We start from the raw sequence: 16,957 nt of genomic DNA, 5'->3' as shown, positions 1-16,957 counted from the left end.
CCACCTCCACTTCATTTGTCATTGGTTACCATCTTTCAGGGAGTTACATGATGTCATCCAGTCAAGGGCCATGCCTCGTTCTCGAGAAGGATCGTCATATCGCCCGGGTCACCATCAACAACCCGCCGGCCAACACCTGGACGGAAGCGTCCTTGATCGAGCTGGAGCAGCTGCTCGACGAGCTGGAGGGCGATGGCAGCATAAGTGCGGTGGTGATCACCGGTGAGGGCGACAAGTTCTTCTCTGCCGGTGCCGACCTCAAGACCTTCGCCGATGGTGACAAGGGCGTCGCCGCCACCATGGCGCGCCGCTTCGGGCTGGCCTTCGAGCGGCTCGCCAACTTCCCGGGCGTGACGATCGCTGCCGTCAATGGCTACGCGATGGGCGGCGGGCTCGAGTGCGCGCTGGCCTGTGACATGCGTATCGTCGAGCGTCAGGCCCGGCTGGCGCTGCCGGAGGCCAAGGTGGGGCTGTTGCCGTGCGCGGGCGGCACCCAGCATCTGCCGTGGCTGGTCGGCGAAGGCTGGGCCAAACGCATGATCCTGTGTGGTGAACAGGTGGACGCCGAGACCGCCGGTCGCATCGGACTGGCCGAAGAGGTGGTCGAGACCGGCCAGAGCTTCGAGCGCGCGCTGGCGATTGCCGAGAGCGTCGCCAACCAGAGCCCGAGCGCGGTGGCACGCTGCAAGGCGTTGATCATGTCGTCGCGCCATCGCGGCATGAGCGATGGCCTGCGCATGGAGCGCGAGCTGTTCGTCGAGCTGTTCGATGACCCCAACCAGAAGGAAGGCGTGAGCGCCTTCCTCGAGAAGCGCGCCCCGCAGTGGGTCTCGCGTCAGGAAGAGGTGAAGGGAGGAGGGCGCTCATGAGCCAGATAGAAGGTGTCACCGCCAGGGCCGCGACCGATGTCGAGGCGCCCGTGGTGTTCGAGACGCGTCGCGCCCGCGACGGCAAGCAGCTGGGAATCATGCGCCTGAACGCGCCGCGTTCGCTGAATGCGCTGTCGCTGGCCATGATCGAGCGCATCGAGGCGCAGCTGGATGCCTGGGAGCTGGACAGCAGCATCGCCATGGTGTGGCTGGAAAGCGCCGGTGAGCGTGCGCTGTGTGCCGGTGGCGATATCGTGGCGCTCTATCAGGCGATGACCACGGCGCCTGCCAACGAAGGCGCAGACTCCCTCGAGGCGCTGGATGATTTCTTCGCCACCCGCTACTTCACCGCCGAATACCGGCTCGATCACCGGCTGCATACCTTCCCCAAGCCGCTGCTGGTGTGGGGTGGCGGCATCGTGATGGGCGGCGGCATGGGGCTGTTCGCCGGCGGCTGTGAGCGCGTGGTCACCGAGAGTTCACGACTGGCGATGCCGGAAGTCAGCATCGGTCTGTATCCGGATGTCGGTGCCAGCTGGCTGCTCAATCGCCTGCCGCGTGGCATCGGAGAATATCTCGGCGCGACCGGTGCGCAACTGAATGCCCGCGATGCGCTGGATCTGGGGCTTGCGACACGCCTGATTCCCGATGAACAGCGCGAGGCGCTCAAGCAGGCGCTGTGCGAGGGTGAATTCGGCCGTCATCCGTCGCGACATCTGAGCAAGATACTGAGCGAGTTCGAGCGCCGTGAACTGGCGCCGCCGGGGCAGGTGCTGCCGCTCTTCGATCACCTTCAGCAGCTGGTCGCCGGGCGTGAAGTGCTGAAGGCCTGCCAGCGAATCATCGATGACCCCCAGGCGCGCAGTGACTGCAATGCGTGGCTGTACGCCAACCGCGAGCGTCTGCTGGCCGGCTGCCCCAGCTCACCGCATCTGGTATTTCGCATGCTGGCACGCCATCGTCACTCCTCGCTGGCGGAAGCCTTCCGCGACGAGCTGACCCTGTCGGTGCGCTGCTGCATGGGCACCGAGCTTGCCGAAGGGGTGCGCGCCCTGCTGATCGACAAGGACAAGCAGCCGCAGTGGGCCTATGCCTCGATCGCCCAGGTCTCCGAGGAATACATCGATGGCTTCTTCGCACCGCTATGGGAAGAGGATGAGCATCCGCTGATGGACCTCTGAGCACGCTTTTCAGCAAAGGCGGCAGGCGCAGACTTGCTGCTGTACGCCAATGACAACAAGAACCTGTTCACAAGGAAGCATTGCCATGACATCCATCGGTTTCATCGGACTCGGCAACATGGGCGGGCCCATGGCGCTCAATCTGGTCAAGGCTGGCCATGCGGTAAGGGTCTTCGATCTGGTCGAGTCGGCCATGAACGAGCTGGTCGAGGCGGGTGCCACCCGCGCGGCATCTCCCGGAGAGGTCGTCGAGGGTGTCGAGGTGTTGATCAGCATGCTGCCGGCCGGTCAGCACGTACGAAAGCTCTATCTGGGTGACAAGGAAGACGGCGCGGGTGGCCTCCTGGCCACGCTCGATGCCTCGGTGCTGGTGATCGACGCCTCAACCATCGCGCCGGATGACGCCCGTCTGGTCGCGCGCCACGCCGCCGAGCGTGGCATCACCTTCATGGACGCCCCGGTGTCCGGCGGGGTCGGTGGTGCGCGTGCCGGCACGCTGAGCTTCATCGTCGGCGGCGAGGCCGACGGCTATGCGCGTGCCGTGCCGCTGCTGGAAGTGATGGGCAAGAATCTGTTCCATGCCGGCCCGGCCGGCAGCGGCCAGGTCGCCAAGATCTGCAACAACATGCTGCTGGGTATCCTGATGAGTGGCACCGCCGAGGCGCTGGCGCTGGGGGTCAAGAACGGACTGGACCCGGCCGTGCTCTCGGAGGTGATGAAGCAGTCATCTGGCGGCAACTGGGCGCTCAACGTCTACAATCCCTGGCCTGGCGTGATGGAAGCTGCACCGGCATCCAATGATTATCGGGGCGGTTTTCTGGTCGATCTGATGACCAAGGACCTCGGCCTTGCCTGGGAGATGGCGCTGGGCTCGAAATCGGCGGTGCCAATGGGCTCCCAGGCGCGTAATCTGTTCGTCCAGCATGCTGCCCAGGGTGCAGGACGCCTCGATTTCTCGAGCATCCAGCGCTTCTATCGCTGTGGGGAGGCGGATGCGTGAGCTGTCACGCCGCCAGTCGCTGACATGCACCCGAGGACAACATCATCTGCAAGGAGCACCCCATGATTCGACCGGTCAGTGAGCTGGTGGCCGCCGCCGAGACGGAGATCGAGACCCTGTCCCCCCGCGAGCTGCGCGAGGCGCTGGAAGAGGCGCGCGCTGGCGGCACGCCGCTGACGCTGGTGGACATCCGCGATGTGCGTGAGCTGGAGCGGGAAGGGCGCATCCCCGGCGCCATCCACGCGCCGCGTGGCATGCTGGAGTTCTGGGTCGATCCGGCCTCGCCCTATCACCGCGCCGACTTCGCGCGCGAGGGGCGCTATGTGCTGTTCTGTGCCGGCGGGTTGCGCTCGGCGCTGGCCACCAAGTCGCTCAAGGACATGGGCTTCGGGCCGGTGGCCCATCTGGGGGGCGGCTTCGCGGCCTGGCGTGAGGCGGGCGGAGAGATCGTCTCGCCCTTCATGCAGGGCAACTGATGCCGCGCGGGGAGGCTCGGCGCGATCCGGCGTTGCCCCTCACCTGACACGCTGATGCTTTACACTGTTCGACCCCGCTGGCACCTCGCCGGTCGGGGTCGTTTTCTGTCCGGAGCCTGTATGTCTGACCCTGATACCCCTGCCACCCCCAAACGTGCCTCGTCTCGACGTGGTACGCGTGACCTGCTGCGTGACCCGATTGCCTCGACGCTGGCCCGCATGACGGGGCCGGTGATCGGCGGCATCGTCACCATGATGCTGTTCAACCTGGTAGATGCCTGGTTCATCGCCCAGCTGGGCACCGCGGAGCTGGCGGCGGTGACCATGACCTTCCCGGTCACCTTCGGCGTGATCAGCATCGCCATCGGGCTGTCCATTGGCACCACCGCCGTGGTGGGGCGCAGGCTGGGGCGTGGCGAGTTCGAGACCGTCAAGGCGCGCACCACGGATTCCAGTCTGCTGGGGCTGCTGCTGGGGCTGGTGATGCTGGCGTCGGGGCTTGCCAGCATCGGGCCACTGTTCGGGCTGCTGGGAGCCGATGACACCCTGATGCCACATATCCGCGACTACATGCAGGTGTGGTATTTCGGCGCGCCCTTCGTATTGCTGCCGCGTGTACTGGGCAGCGTGCTGCGCGCCGAGGGCAATACGCTGGTGCCTTCGCTGGTGATGGCGGCGGCGGGGGTGCTCAATGCGCTGCTCGACCCGCTGCTGATCTTCGGTATCGGCGGCTGGCAGGGCATGGGCGTGGCGGGTGCGGCGCTGGCCACGGTGCTGGCATGGCTGGCGATGACGCTGGGCTTGCTGGCTTTGCCACTGCTGCGTGCGCGACTCGATTTTCGTCACCTGAGCGTGACGCGGCTGGTGACATCATGGCGCGAGATCGGGGCGATCGGCTTGCCTGCCGCGCTGACCAGCGTGATGACGCCGATTGCCACCGCGTTGGTCACGCGTATCGTCAGTCAGCATGGCCACGCGGCGGTGGCGGCTTACGGTATCGGTTCACGCATCGAGTCGCTGGCGCTGATTCTGGTGCTGGCGTTGTCCATGACGCTGTCGCCCTTCATCAGCCAGAACGATGGCGCTGGCCAGCAGAAGCGCGTGTGGCGCGCCATCCACGGCGTGCTGGCCTTCATTCTCGTCTGGCAGCTGGTCGTCTGGTTGGGGCTGGGGCTGGGCGGTGAGTGGATCGCGGCGCGTTTCGCCGAGAGTGAGGAGGTCGCGGGGTTGGTCAGCACCTATCTGTGGCTGATTCCCGCCGCACTCGGTGCCCAGGGCGTGATCATCCTCGCCAACTCCAGCCTCAATGCGCTGCACAAGCCGCGCCGCGCGATGACACTCTCGCTGGTGCGCCTGTTCGCCTTGCTGGTGCCGCTGGCCTGGCTGGGCGGCGCTCTGTATGGCGTGATCGGCATCTTTGCCGGGGTAGCGACAAGTTACCTGTTGATGGGTGGCATCAGTTATCTGGCGCTACGTTCGGTACTCAGGCAGCGGGCCTGAGCCTGGTATCGAGAAGCCGCTGTCGTGACGAAAAAGCCGCCGTACCCTCTCGGGTCACGGCGGCTTTTTCATGCCTGGCTTTCAGTGCCTTGGGCTTTTGTCACCAGCGCCTCAGGCGGTTGTTTTCCAGTGCCTTAAGCGTCTTCGTACTTGCACAGATAGGCGGACTCGACCGTGGTGCGCACCTCGAAGCTCTGGTTGGCTTCGACGATGAAGCTTTCACCGGCGGCGAGCTGATACCACTCTTCCGCGCCCGGCAGCAGTACCTGCATGTCGCCGCTGATCAGGGTCATGTACTCGCGTTGGCTGGTGGAAAACACGAATTCGCCGATGGCCATCACGCCGACCGTAGCAGGGAGGTCTGCGCTCTGGAAGGCGATGGAGGCCACCTGGCCGTCGAAGTAGTGGTTGGTGTTGAACATGGGAGGATTTCCTGGGTGAGTAGCGCTGTTGTTGTGGTCGATGTCTGTCGTCGTGGCCGACGTGTGTCGTGTTGTTCGATTAGTGATGACCTGGCGTCGAGGTCAGCGCGGTGAAAAGCGGCGCGCCAGGCCGGTCTCGGCGATCATGCGTGTCGAGATCTCTTCGATCGAGAACCGCGTGGTATCGATGTAGGGCACCTTGGAGCGGCGGAAGAGTGCCTCGGTCTGCTCGACTTCCTGCAGACACTGGTCGATCGAGCAGTAGCGGCTGTTGGGGCGACGCTCGGTACGGATGGCGGCCAGACGGCGCGGGTCGATGGTCAGCCCGAACAGCTTGTGACGATATTGCGCCAGTGAGGCGGGCATCTTGAGGGTACCGGACTCGTCCAGATCATCCTCGGTCAGCGGGTAGTTGGCCGCGCGGATGCCAAATTGCAGCGCCAGATACAGCGAGGTCGGGGTCTTGCCGCAGCGTGAGACGCCGATGAGGATGACGTCTGCCTTGTCGTATTGGTGCGTGCGCGCGCCATCATCGTTGTCGAGGGCGAAATGCACCGAATCGATGCGATTCATGTAGACGTCGTCCTGCCCGATGGAGTGGGTCTTCCCGACGCTGTAGGACGAGTGGGTGTCCAGTTCCTCTTCCAGCGGCTTGAGGAAGGTCGAGAAGATGTCGACCTTGAAACCTGAGGATTCGGAGATGATGTCGCGGATGTTCTGGTCGACGATGGTGTCGATGATGATCGGGCGCTCGCCGTCGTTGGCATGCGCGCTCTCGATGGCCTTGACCAGTGCCGTCGCCTTTTCGGCCGAATCGATATAGGGCTTGGTCACCATGCGGATGTCGGTGTTCTCGAACTGGGCGAGCAGACTGCGTCCCAGTGTCTCGGCGGTGATGCCGGTGCCATCGGAAATGAAGAAGGCGGTTCGGGTCATGACGGGCACTCGTGAAGAACGAATCGAAGACACCAGCCCGCTCAGGCTGTTGCCCCATGAAGATCCCAAGTGTCGGTGTTCACTGTCGAGCTTGCAATATCCGGTACAGGGGCAGTGGCGCGATATGAGAAATCCCGTGTTCTCGTTCTCAACCAAAGCGTCTCATGACTACATTCCTGTAGCGGCCGTTTCTGGCTTGTCGACATGTTCGCCGACGATGGCGACAGAACGTCTGAAAAAGGCTCAGGGTTGTAGTCCTCCTCCACTGACTAGCCGGTTAGACCAATGGCTAATGCTAGAGAGAGCTTGTTAGGGTGGCGTCATTGCTGAACGGAAGGCGGTTCATCGTCCTCCATCGGTCATTCGTTTCCATCCATTGGTACCAGGGGGTTCCCTTGTCACAGCAAGCCACATCCGAATACGTCGTCGATTTCGATCAGCTCGGCATGAACGATGTTGATCGCGTTGGCGGCAAGAACGCCTCGCTCGGTGAGATGATCTCCAATCTGGCCGATGCCGGTGTCACCGTGCCCGGCGGCTTTGCAACGACCTCCTTTGCCTATCGCGAGTTTCTGGCCCACGAAGGCCTCGACAAGCGTATCAATGCTGCCCTCGATGCTCTCGACGTGGACGACGTGGTCGAACTGGCGCGCGTCGGTGCCGAGATCCGTCAGTGGATCATCGACACGCCGCTGCCGCCGGCCTTCGAGGCCGAGATGGAGCGTGCCTATGCCGAGCTTCAGGCCAGGCACCCGAACCTGAAGGTCGCCGTGCGTTCTTCCGCCACCGCGGAAGACCTGCCGGATGCCTCCTTCGCCGGTCAGCAGGAAACCTTCCTCAACATCGAAGGCTTCGACAACATCAAGCGTGCGGTTCACGAGGTGTTCGCGTCACTGTTCAACGATCGCGCCATCTCCTACCGCGTGCACAAGGGCTTCGATCACTCACTGGTCGCGCTGTCTGCCGGCGTACAGAAGATGGTGCGCTCCGAGACGGCCGCTTCCGGCGTGATGTTCACCCTGGACACCGAATCCGGCTACCGCGACGCCGTCTTCGTCACCGGCTCCTGGGGCCTGGGCGAGACCGTGGTGCAGGGCGCGGTCAATCCTGACGAGTTCTACGTCCACAAGACCACGTTGGCCGCTGGCCGCCCGGCGGTACTGCGCCGCAACCTGGGCTCCAAGCTGATCAAGATGGTCTACACCGACGACACCAGTGCGGGCCGTTCCGTCGAGACCGTCGACGTGCCGGTGCCGGACCGCCACCGTTTCTGCATCAGCGATGCCGATGTCGAGGCACTGGCGCGCCAGGCCATGATCATCGAGAAGCACTACCAGCGTCCGATGGACATCGAATGGGCGCGTGATGGCGACGACGGCAAGCTCTACATCGTCCAGGCGCGCCCGGAAACGGTCGTCAGCCAGGAAGAGGGCGGCAACCTCGAGCGCTTCCAGCTGCGCGAGAAGGGCCGCACTCTGGTCACCGGACGTGCCATCGGCCAGCGTATCGGCCAGGGTGCGGTGCGCGTGATCGACAACCCGGAGCAGATGGACAAGGTGCAGGTCGGCGACGTGCTGGTCACCGACATGACCGATCCGGACTGGGAGCCGGTCATGAAGCGCGCCTCCGCCATCGTCACCAACCGTGGCGGACGTACCTGCCACGCGGCGATCATCGCGCGTGAGCTGGGCATCCCGGCCGTGGTCGGCTGTGGCGACGCGACCTCGGTGCTTGCCGAAGGCCGCGAAGTGACGGTCTCCTGCGCCGAAGGCGATACCGGTCACGTCTATGACGGTATCCTCAATTTCGATCGCACCGTCACCAGCGTCAACGAGATGCCGGAGATTCCGTTCAAGATCATGATGAACGTCGGCAACCCGGACCGCGCCTTCAGCTTCTCGCGTCTGCCGAATGCCGGCGTGGGCCTGGCGCGTCTCGAGTTCATCATCAACCGCATGATCGGCGTGCACCCCAAGGCGCTGCTTGACTACGCCACCCTGCCCATCGACCTGCAGCAGACCATTGATGCGCGCACTGCCGGCTACGCAAGCCCGGTCGACTTCTACGTCGACAAGCTGGTCGAGGGTATCTCCACCCTGGCGGCCGCCTTCCACCCGCAGAAGGTCATCGTGCGCATGTCGGACTTCAAGTCCAACGAGTACGAGAATCTGATCGGCGGCAAGATGTATGAGCCGGGCGAAGAGAACCCGATGCTGGGCTTCCGTGGTGCCTCGCGCTACGTGTCCGACACCTTCCGTGACTGTTTCGATCTGGAGTGCCGTGCCCTCAAGCGCGTACGTGACGAGATGGGCCTGACCAACGTCGAGATCATGGTGCCCTTCGTGCGCACCACCGGCGAGGCGGAGCAGGTCATCACGCTGCTGGGCGAGAATGGTCTGGTGCGCGGCGAGAACGGCCTGCGCGTCATCATGATGTGCGAGCTGCCGACCAACGCGCTGCTGGCGGACCAGTTCCTCGAGCACTTCGATGGCTTCTCCATCGGTTCCAACGACCTGACCCAGCTGACCCTGGGACTGGACCGTGACTCCGGCATCGTCGCTCACCTGTTCGATGAACGGAATGCGGCGGTCAAGCAGCTGATGTCGATGGCGATTCGTGCCTGCAAGGCGCAGGGCAAGTATGTCGGCATCTGTGGTCAGGGCCCGTCAGACCATCCGGAGCTTGCCAAGTGGCTGATGGAAGAAGGCATCGACAGCGTCTCTCTCAACCCGGATTCTGTGCTGGAAACCTGGTTCATGCTGGCCGACAAGGAGCTGGTATGACCCAGACTCCCCACGACGGTGACCTGACGCGCTGAGGCGCAGACGGTCGTTGTCACCCAGGGCGCCCATCGCACTCGACGTGCGGTGGGCGCTTTTCGTTTCGTGGCCTGAAACCTGAAAGGTTGGTCAGCTCAAACATTAGACCAATGGGGGAGAATGCGGCCCAAAGACGTCAGTTAGTAACAAATAGCAACAAAACGATCTCGATTGCGCGACTAAAGGATTATCCTTCTGTCTTATGTAAAAAAGGCAGTCATTTATAATCCCAGCCACCCTGCTGACCACAATATTCATGGTGCCTATGAATCCAAGGTAACCATGAGTCCAAGGCGACCATGAGTCCATGGTGACCATGACGGCAGGCCTCACCGGTAGCCAGCAACGCGGTGGCACGCAACAACCGACCTTTCAGACACAATCCAAGGTAGTCGTAACGTGAAACAGTCTTTATGGAAAAACATCGGCGTCCAGGTCGTCATCGCCATGATCCTGGGTGCCGGTGTCGGGGCGTACATGGGCGAAGACGCCTCGATGTTCGCGCCACTGGGCGAGCTGTTCATTCACCTGATCAAGATGCTGGTCGTGCCGCTAATCGCGGTCTCCATCGTGTCGGGAGCCGCCAATCTGGGTGACAGCCCTTCCGCCGGCAAGATCGGTCTCTCCACCTTCGCCTTCTTCATGCTGACCTCGGCCGTGGCCGTGATGCTGGCGCTGGTGATGGGGCATGTCTTCCAGCCGGGCAGCGGAGTGGACCTGGAAAGCGCCAAGGGCATGTTCTCCAACGCCTATGCGGACAAGGGTAACGTGCCGGGCGTGATGGACACCATTCTTGGCATGGTGCCGACCAACATCTTCGGTGCACTCACCGATGCCAATATCCTGCAGATCCTGGTGTTCTGCCTGTTCCTCGGCATTGGCCTGTCCAAGACCGGTGAGCGGGGCAAGCCGCTGATCGAAGGCCTGAACACCGTCATCGAAGCCTTCGTGTGGATGATCAACGTGGTGATGCTGATCGCGCCGATCGGCGTCTTCGGCCTGATGGCGGACGCCGTCGGCACCTTCGGCTTCGATGTACTGACGCTGGTGATGAAGCTGTTTCTCGTCTATATGGGCGCCATCCTCATCTACGGCTTCGTGTTCTACCCGCTGGTGGTCAAGTTCGGCTCTGACGTGCCGCTGGGTCGCTTCATGTCCGCGATGAAGAAGCCGCAGGCCGTCGCGCTGTCCACGGCGTCTTCCATGGCGACCCTGCCGGTCACCATGGAAGTCTGCGAGAAGGAGTTGGGCCTCAAGAATGCCACCTCTGCCTTCGTGCTGCCGCTGGGCGCGACCATCAACATGAGCGGCAATGCCATCTATTACGGGCTGGTGGCGATGTTCTTCGCCCAGGTCTTCGATGTCGATCTCGGATTCTCCGCCTACGCCGCCATCGTGTTCACCGCGACTCTGGGGGCCATCGGGCAGGCCGGTGTACCGGGGCCGTCGTTCCTGGTGGTCGCCGTGCTGCTGGCGGCCGGTATTCCCATCGAAGGCCTGCCGCTGCTGTTCGCGCTGGATCGTATCTTCGACATGACGCGTACCGCGCTCAACATCACTGGTGACGCTGCCTGCGCCGCCGTGGTGGACCGCTTCGCGCGCGCCGATGATACGGCTGCGGACTCTCAGGCCAGTGCTCAAGCTGGTTCGCAGGCCGCTGAGCCCGCCAGCACTCGCTGAGCCCTCACTCTGACGCGAAACGCCCCCGCAACCTGCCTGGTTGCGGGGGCGTTTTCATTGCGGCGCACACAGCGGTGCGAGACGGCGACTCAGGGCGTCGGCTGGGTACGGATCAGCGCTTCCTTGGCGGTGATGACGCCATTGTTGTCGGCATAGAGGTAGTCGCCAGGCACGATGGTGACGCCCGCGAAGGTGACCGGAATATCACGCTGGCCTTCGCCGCGCTTGATGCTGGGGCGCGGATAGCAGCCCAGTGCCTGCACGCCGAGATTGGTGGCGTGGATCTCATCCACATCGCGGATGCAGCCATACATGATCACGCCGGCCCAGCCACTCTTGGCGGCCTGTTCGGCGAGCATGTCGCCCAGCATCGCGCAGCGCATCGAGCCGCCGGCATCGACGACCAGGACGCGGCCTGCGCCGGGCTCCGCGACGGCTTCCTTGACCAGCGAGTTGTCCTCGAAGCACTTGATGGTCACGACTTCGCCACCGAAGGACTCGACGCCGCCGTAATTGATGAACAGCGGCTCGAGCACCTGCACGTCGGGGAACTCATCGCAGAGGTCGGGGGTGGAGATGGGATGCGTCATGTCGTATTCCTTGTGCTGGTCGGCCGCGGCAGGCCGCTTGAGGGACGGAGCGCTGGCGATTGCTGCAATGCCACAACGTCGAGAATGCCCGATGCGCCAGGGCTTTGCACCTGTGCGAAGGGCTAAGTGGGTCTCTGGCACGCGCAAGTGGAGGGGGCGGGAAGGACACGAGGACATGTTGCTGACTGGCGACGTGACAAGTAGTCAAAACGCCACTCTTGAAACACTGTTCTATATCTACCACGATGCTTCTGCAACCCATGACAGGCGCCGTTTTGCCGTCAGTGTCCGGCCGGCAGCTGCCTGTGCCGCCCATTGGATCAAGGAGCAATACATGAGCAAGTCACGTCTTCTGGCCGCCCCGTTGGCTACCGTTTCCTTCGCCGCTCTCGCTCTGGCGCTCAGTGGCCACGCTCAGGCAGCAGGCAAAACCAGCGAAGGTCTCTACATCGGTGCCGGTACCGGCTTCTCCAGCCTTGAGAACGATGATTCCGATGAGGCCGGTGACTTCATCGAATCCGGCAGCGATGACTTCGATGTGGATGATGACGACAACGTCTACAAGGCCTTCGTGGGCTATCAGTACAATCCGTACTTCGCCACAGAGGCCTTCTACACCGACCTGGGAACTGTCCGGCTCAAGGGCAATGACTTCAGCAATACCGATCTCGAGTCCAAGGCCTATGGTGTGAACGTGGTGGGTATCCTGCCCATCGGTCAGTACTTCTCGCTGTTCGCCAAGGCGGGGATGGCCAAGTGGGAAACCGATGTCGACGGCAATCTGGGCAATTCCAGCGTCGACCTGAAGGACAACGACGGCTTTGATCCGGTCTATGGCGCCGGCGCACAGGTCAATCTGGACCCGTTCCTGATCCGTGCCGAGTACGAGCGCTATGACTTCGACAGCGATTATCAGGTGGATGCCTTCACCGCCTCGGTCGGCTACAAGTTCTGAGGCAGGGCGCTTGCATCCACTGAGCTTATCGCAGGCATGAAAGAATGAGCTTGTCGCAGGCATGAAAAAACGGGCCGTCCCTTGAGGGGCGGCCCGTTTCGTTGTCTGGCATGACGCCAGTTGCATGATGCCAATGCTGCTGTCAGAGGGGAGCCATGCAGGGGCATGACTCCCCGCCTGATCAGGCTTCCTGGGTGACCGGAATCACGTTGGACGCGGCGTTCTGGAACTCTTCGATCTCATGGAAGTTCAGGTAGCGATAGATCTCGCCCGCCATGGCATCGAATTCGCCCATGTAGCCCTGATATTCCTCGACGGTCGGCAGACGACCGACCACGGCCGCGATGGCCGCCAGTTCGGCAGATGCCAGGAAGACGTTGGCGCCGTCGCCCAGACGGTTCGGGAAGTTGCGCGTGGAGGTGGACACCACGGTGGACTTGGCAGCCACACGTGCCTGGTTACCCATGCACAGTGAGCAGCCCGGCATTTCCATGCGTGCGCCGGCACGGCCGTAGATGCCGTAGTAGCCTTCTTCGGTCAGCTGGTGCTGGTCCATCTTGGTCGGCGGAGCCAGCCACAGCTTGGTCTTCAGGCTACCGGCCGGCTGCTTCTCGAGCAGCTTGCCCGCAGCACGGAAGTGACCGATGTTGGTCATGCACGAGCCGATGAAGACTTCGTCTATCTTCTGACCGGCGACGTCTGACAGCAGACGGGCATCGTCGGGATCGTTCGGCGCACACAGCACCGGCTGGTCGATCTCGGAGAGGTCGATCTCGATGATCTCGGCGTATTCCGCGTTCTCGTCGGCACGCATCTGGCTCGGATTGGCCAGCCACTCTTCCATGCCCGCGATACGACGCTCGATGGTACGGGCATCGCCGTAACCGTTGGCGATCATCCACTTGAGCAGGGTGATGTTGGACTTCAGGTACTCGGTCACGCTCTCGTCGGACAGCGTGATGGTACAACCGGCGGCGGAACGCTCGGCAGAGGCGTCGGACAGCTCGAAGGCCTGTTCGGCCGTCAGATCTTCCAGACCCTCGATTTCCAGAATGCGGCCAGAGAAGGCGTTCTTCTTGTTGGCCTTGTCGACGGTCAGCAGACCCTGCTTGATGGCGTACAGCGGGATGGCGTGGACCAGGTCACGCAGGGTGATGCCCGGACGACGTTCGCCCTTGAAGCGCACCAGGATGGATTCCGGCATATCCAGCGGCATCACGCCAGTGGCGGCGGCGAAGGCCACCAGGCCAGAACCCGCCGGGAAGGAGATACCCATCGGGAAGCGGGTGTGGGAATCACCACCGGTACCGACGGTGTCCGGCAGCAGCATGCGGTTCAGCCACGAGTGGATGATGCCGTCGCCCGGACGCAGGGAGACGCCGCCGCGGTTCATGATGAAGTCGGGCAGGGTGTGGTGAGTCTCGACGTCGACCGGCTTCGGATAGGCGGCGGTGTGACAGAAGGACTGCATCACTAGGTCGGCCTGGAAGCCCAGGCATGCCAGGTCCTTCAGCTCGTCGCGGGTCATCGGGCCAGTGGTGTCCTGGGAGCCGACGGTGGTCATCTTCGGCTCGCAGTACATGCCCGGACGCACGCCCGGCATGTTGCAGGCCTTGCCGACCATCTTCTGCGCGAGGGTGAAGCCCTTGCCGGTGTCCTTGGGCTGCTCCGGCAGGCGGAAGACGTCAGACGCTTCCAGACCCAGCTCGGTACGCGCCTTGTCGGTCAGACCGCGACCGATGATCAGCGGAATACGACCGCCGGCACGCACTTCATCCAGCAGGACCTGAGTCTTGAGGGAGAAGGTGGAGACGACTTCGTCAGTGTCGTGACGGCAGACCTTGCCTTCGTACGGGTAGATGTCGATGACATCGCCCATGGCCATCTTTTCGACGTCCATCTCGATGGGCAGGGCACCGGCATCTTCCATGGTATTGAAGAAGATCGGGGCGATCTTGTTGCCGATGCAGAAGCCGCCAGCGCGCTTGTTGGGCACGAACGGGATGTCGTCGCCGAAGAACCACAGCACGGAGTTGGTGGCGGACTTGCGGGAAGAACCGGTACCGACCACGTCACCGACGTAGGCGACCGGGAAGCCCTTGGCCTTCACTTCCTCGATCTGGGCCAGCGGGCCGACGACGCCATCTTCCTGCGGGCTGATGCCTTCACGCGGGTTCTTGAGCATCGCGTTGGCGTGCAGCGGGATGTCCGGGCGTGACCAGGCGTCAGGCGCCGGAGACAGGTCATCGGTGTTGGTCTCGCCCGGCACCTTGAAGACGGCCAGCGAGATCTTCTCGGCCAGCGCCGGCTTGGACAGGAACCATTCGGCGTCGGCCCAGGACTGCAGCACGGCCTGGGCGACGGCGTTGCCGGCCTTGGCGCGCTCTGCGACATCGTGGAAGGCGTCGAACATCAGCAGGGTGTGCTTGAGCTGTTCGCCGGCTTCCTTGGCCAGGCTCTCATCGTCCAGCAGCTCGACCAGCGTGGCGATGTTGTAACCGCCCTGCATGGTGCCAAGCAGCTTGACGGCATGTGTCTTGTCGATCAGCGGAGATGCGGCTTCGCCACGTACGATGGCGGTCAGGAAGCCAGCCTTGACGTAGGCGGCTTCATCAACGCCCGGGGGAATGCGATTGGTGAACAGATCGAGGATGAACTCTTCTTCACCGGCCAGCGGGTTCTTGAGCAGTTCGACCAGTTCGGCGGTCTGTTCGGCATTCAGCGGCTTTGCCGGGATGCCCTGCTGGGCGCGTTCTTCAACCTGTTGACGGTAGGCTTCAAGCACGTGGGAGACCCTCATCTGTAATCGTGTCGAAATGCGCGGGCCAGTCGTCTTGAAGACGCAGGGCATGGCACCTCGAGGCTTCTTGCGGGTAATTCAAGCGTCTTATTGCGAGCGAATCAGGCGCTACGGGGCGAATGCGAGTCTACTCAACTTTGTCGACAATGTTAAGGAGCGCCCAGTGGCGGGGGCTGAGACTTTGGTCGCCTATTGCGGCATAACATCCTGATATTTCATCTGATTGTCAGGAAGTCACGCTGAGAAAACACTATGCGGCAACCTTGATGACGCGCTGATGACGCCCAGCACGCCGCTGACAAGGGGCCCTTTGGCGCACGCGGCGCGATGCTGTCGGCTCTCGGGTACGCACGGTATGATGGGGGTACCCCGAATCACACTTTCCGCCTCCCCCGAGGGCAACATGAGCCGTATTCTTTCTCCTTGCGTAGGTGTCTGCTCCACTACGGTCGGCGATAGCGTCTGTCGCGGCTGCCAGCGTCATGATCATGAGATCCTGGCCTGGTTCGGCTATGACAGTGACCAGCGCGCCCAGCGCATGCTGGCACTGGACGAGCTGCGCAGTCAGGTCGCCGCCCGCTGGCTGCGCGTCGCCGATGACGCCATGCTGGCCGAGCAGCTTACCCGCCATCGCATCCGTTTCCGTGCCGAGCAGTCGGCTCTGTCACGCGCCGTTGAGCTGCTGCGTGTCGGGCGTACCCGCATAAAGGACCTGTCAGCGTATGGCATCGCGCCACTGGATCATGCGCGAGCACTTGAGCCCGAACAGCTTTTTGCTCATATAAACGATGAAATCATGGTGGAAGCGGCAAAGCGTGCCGATAATGATATGAACTCCGTCGTTGAGGTGTCTCCTGTCAGTCAGCAGCAGACGCAAGCGAGCGAGATAAAAGACTGACGTGATAATGAATTCAATGACCGACGTGACCGAGCGCAATGTGATTGCGCCTGAGCAGAGCAGGCAGCATGATGATGTTCATGCTGGGCAGTATGGCGAGAGTGAGGCCGGGACGTACATGATTGCAGCGTCGCAGGGGCCAAGCGATGAAGATACCGATGCCTTGCTGCCGGCGTCGCTGCTGGCCTTTCTGCCCTGCAGGACGCCCCTGAGCTGGGTCGAGGCGGCGCTTGAGAATCCGGAGCTGTTGCTGATCGATCATGCGCAGTGCGAGAAGAAAGCCGCCTCCACCGCCATGAGCCTGATGTACCGCTACGTGAACCGGCCACTGCTGTTGACCAAGATGTCACAGTTGGCGCGCGAAGAGCTGCTGCACTTCGAGCAGGTGGTCGGGCTGATGGAGAAGCGGGGCATCGCCTATCGGCATATCAAGGCCTCGCGCTATGCCGAAGCCTTGCGCCAGCAGGTCAGGGACGAAGACCCGCAACGCCTGGTGGACATCCTGCTGATCGGCGCCTTGATAGAGGCAAGGTCATGTGAGCGCTTCGCGCGCCTCATCCCGTATCTGGAACCAGAGCTTGCAAAGTTCTATCGCACTTTGGTTAAGTCAGAAGGACGTCACTATGAGGATTACCTCATGTTGGCAGAGCAATACACCAATGAACCACTGGCCCCCCGTCTCGCGGTGCTACGTGAAGTGGAACGAGAGCTGATCGAAACCCCCGACGCTGTCTTCCGCTTCCACAGTGGTCAGCCGAGCGCACGACGGGCAGCGCGCGCCTCGGTCAGGGTGGGCCGAGACGCGATGGATCAAGGCACGAGAGACTAAGG

General features: G+C 62.6%; 14 protein-coding genes. 10 read left to right on the top strand and 4 right to left on the bottom strand.

Translation table 11 applies throughout. The annotated features are described in order from the left end of the window. Positions 1–50 precede the first annotated feature (50 nt). The 5 genes from NH396_RS01530 to NH396_RS01510 all read left to right on the top strand — a co-directional run bounded on the left by NH396_RS01530 (position 51) and on the right by NH396_RS01510 (position 5,026). Positions 51–869 (top strand): enoyl-CoA hydratase, encoded by an 819-nt coding sequence (locus tag NH396_RS01530; protein ID WP_192837571.1) that lies wholly within the window; start codon positions 51–53, stop codon positions 867–869. Continuing rightward, positions 866–2,050, top strand: a complete 1,185-nt coding sequence (locus tag NH396_RS01525; protein WP_253061100.1) for an enoyl-CoA hydratase/isomerase family protein — start codon at positions 866–868, stop codon at positions 2,048–2,050. Before NH396_RS01530 ends, NH396_RS01525 begins: the two co-directional genes overlap by 4 nt. A gap of 85 nt (positions 2,051–2,135) precedes the next feature. Next, the gene (mmsB, locus tag NH396_RS01520) at positions 2,136–3,050 is read left to right on the top strand and encodes a 3-hydroxyisobutyrate dehydrogenase (protein ID WP_253061098.1); all 915 of its coding nucleotides are present in this window, start codon (positions 2,136–2,138) and stop codon (positions 3,048–3,050) included. 62 nt (positions 3,051–3,112) lie between these two features. After that, complete coding sequence (locus tag NH396_RS01515; protein ID WP_253061096.1) at positions 3,113–3,526, top strand: rhodanese-like domain-containing protein; 414 nt, start codon at positions 3,113–3,115, stop codon at positions 3,524–3,526. A gap of 120 nt (positions 3,527–3,646) precedes the next feature. Continuing rightward, positions 3,647–5,026 carry an MATE family efflux transporter gene (locus NH396_RS01510; protein WP_253061094.1) on the top strand — a complete coding sequence of 460 codons (1,380 nt, stop codon included), beginning with the start codon at positions 3,647–3,649 and terminating at the stop codon, positions 5,024–5,026. A gap of 134 nt (positions 5,027–5,160) precedes the next feature. Here NH396_RS01510 and NH396_RS01505 read toward each other — a convergent pair whose 3' ends face one another. Together NH396_RS01505 and NH396_RS01500 are read right to left on the bottom strand one after the other, a co-directional pair. Then, a complete protein-coding gene (locus NH396_RS01505; protein ID WP_166018755.1) occupies positions 5,161–5,448 on the bottom strand; it encodes a pyrimidine/purine nucleoside phosphorylase in 288 nt (95 codons plus the stop codon). Between the two features lie 102 nt (positions 5,449–5,550). Next, on the bottom strand, positions 5,551–6,384 hold the full coding sequence (locus NH396_RS01500; protein WP_043331317.1) for a pyruvate, water dikinase regulatory protein: 834 nt from the start codon (positions 6,382–6,384) through the stop codon (positions 5,551–5,553). A gap of 395 nt (positions 6,385–6,779) precedes the next feature. Here NH396_RS01500 and ppsA point away from each other — a divergent pair, with 395 nt between their 5' ends. Beyond that, on the top strand, positions 6,780–9,167 hold the full coding sequence (gene ppsA / locus NH396_RS01495; protein WP_290441659.1) for a phosphoenolpyruvate synthase: 2,388 nt from the start codon (positions 6,780–6,782) through the stop codon (positions 9,165–9,167). A gap of 435 nt (positions 9,168–9,602) precedes the next feature. Then, a complete protein-coding gene (locus NH396_RS01490) occupies positions 9,603–10,883 on the top strand; it encodes a dicarboxylate/amino acid:cation symporter (RefSeq protein ID WP_253061092.1) in 1,281 nt (426 codons plus the stop codon). 89 nt (positions 10,884–10,972) lie between these two features. Here NH396_RS01490 and rraA read toward each other — a convergent pair whose 3' ends face one another. Continuing rightward, the gene (gene rraA / locus NH396_RS01485; protein WP_043331314.1) at positions 10,973–11,473 is read right to left on the bottom strand and encodes a ribonuclease E activity regulator RraA; all 501 of its coding nucleotides are present in this window, start codon (positions 11,471–11,473) and stop codon (positions 10,973–10,975) included. A 334-nt stretch (positions 11,474–11,807) separates the two neighbouring features. Between rraA and NH396_RS01480 the strand changes: the two genes are divergently transcribed. Then, positions 11,808–12,428 (top strand): porin family protein, encoded by a 621-nt coding sequence (locus NH396_RS01480; RefSeq protein WP_253061090.1) that lies wholly within the window; start codon positions 11,808–11,810, stop codon positions 12,426–12,428. A 181-nt stretch (positions 12,429–12,609) separates the two neighbouring features. Here NH396_RS01480 and acnB read toward each other — a convergent pair whose 3' ends face one another. Then, on the bottom strand, positions 12,610–15,213 hold the full coding sequence (acnB, locus tag NH396_RS01475; protein WP_176678420.1) for a bifunctional aconitate hydratase 2/2-methylisocitrate dehydratase: 2,604 nt from the start codon (positions 15,211–15,213) through the stop codon (positions 12,610–12,612). 418 nt (positions 15,214–15,631) lie between these two features. Between acnB and NH396_RS01470 the strand changes: the two genes are divergently transcribed. Next, the gene (locus NH396_RS01470) at positions 15,632–16,126 is read left to right on the top strand and encodes a DUF1289 domain-containing protein (protein WP_253061088.1); all 495 of its coding nucleotides are present in this window, start codon (positions 15,632–15,634) and stop codon (positions 16,124–16,126) included. A gap of 118 nt (positions 16,127–16,244) precedes the next feature. Then, entirely contained in the window at positions 16,245–16,955 is a 711-nt protein-coding gene (locus tag NH396_RS01465; RefSeq protein ID WP_253061531.1) for a tRNA-(ms[2]io[6]A)-hydroxylase, read from the top strand. Positions 16,956–16,957: the final 2 nt, after the last annotated feature.

Origin of the sequence: Cobetia sp. Dlab-2-AX (assembly GCF_024124625.1) — a bacterium.
GTDB lineage: Bacteria > Pseudomonadota > Gammaproteobacteria > Pseudomonadales > Halomonadaceae > Cobetia.
Note: the sequence above shows the minus strand (reverse complement) of the source record. Positions and strands in the feature narration are given on the sequence as shown.

What these genes read in the sequence shown, in the direction of transcription:
- NH396_RS01530 (WP_192837571.1), top strand. Translation starts at nt 51, where the DNA reads ATGTCATCCAGTCAAGGGCCATGCCTCGTTCTCGAGAAGGATCGTCAT.
- NH396_RS01525 (WP_253061100.1), top strand. Translation starts at nt 866, where the DNA reads ATGAGCCAGATAGAAGGTGTCACCGCCAGGGCCGCGACCGATGTCGAG.
- mmsB (WP_253061098.1), top strand. Translation starts at nt 2,136, where the DNA reads ATGACATCCATCGGTTTCATCGGACTCGGCAACATGGGCGGGCCCATG.
- NH396_RS01515 (WP_253061096.1), top strand. Translation starts at nt 3,113, where the DNA reads ATGATTCGACCGGTCAGTGAGCTGGTGGCCGCCGCCGAGACGGAGATC.
- NH396_RS01510 (WP_253061094.1), top strand. Translation starts at nt 3,647, where the DNA reads ATGTCTGACCCTGATACCCCTGCCACCCCCAAACGTGCCTCGTCTCGA.
- NH396_RS01505 (WP_166018755.1), bottom strand. Translation starts at nt 5,448, where the DNA reads ATGTTCAACACCAACCACTACTTCGACGGCCAGGTGGCCTCCATCGCC.
- NH396_RS01500 (WP_043331317.1), bottom strand. Translation starts at nt 6,384, where the DNA reads ATGACCCGAACCGCCTTCTTCATTTCCGATGGCACCGGCATCACCGCC.
- rraA (WP_043331314.1), bottom strand. Translation starts at nt 11,473, where the DNA reads ATGACGCATCCCATCTCCACCCCCGACCTCTGCGATGAGTTCCCCGAC.
- NH396_RS01480 (WP_253061090.1), top strand. Translation starts at nt 11,808, where the DNA reads ATGAGCAAGTCACGTCTTCTGGCCGCCCCGTTGGCTACCGTTTCCTTC.
- NH396_RS01470 (WP_253061088.1), top strand. Translation starts at nt 15,632, where the DNA reads ATGAGCCGTATTCTTTCTCCTTGCGTAGGTGTCTGCTCCACTACGGTC.
- NH396_RS01465 (WP_253061531.1), top strand. Translation starts at nt 16,245, where the DNA reads ATGATTGCAGCGTCGCAGGGGCCAAGCGATGAAGATACCGATGCCTTG.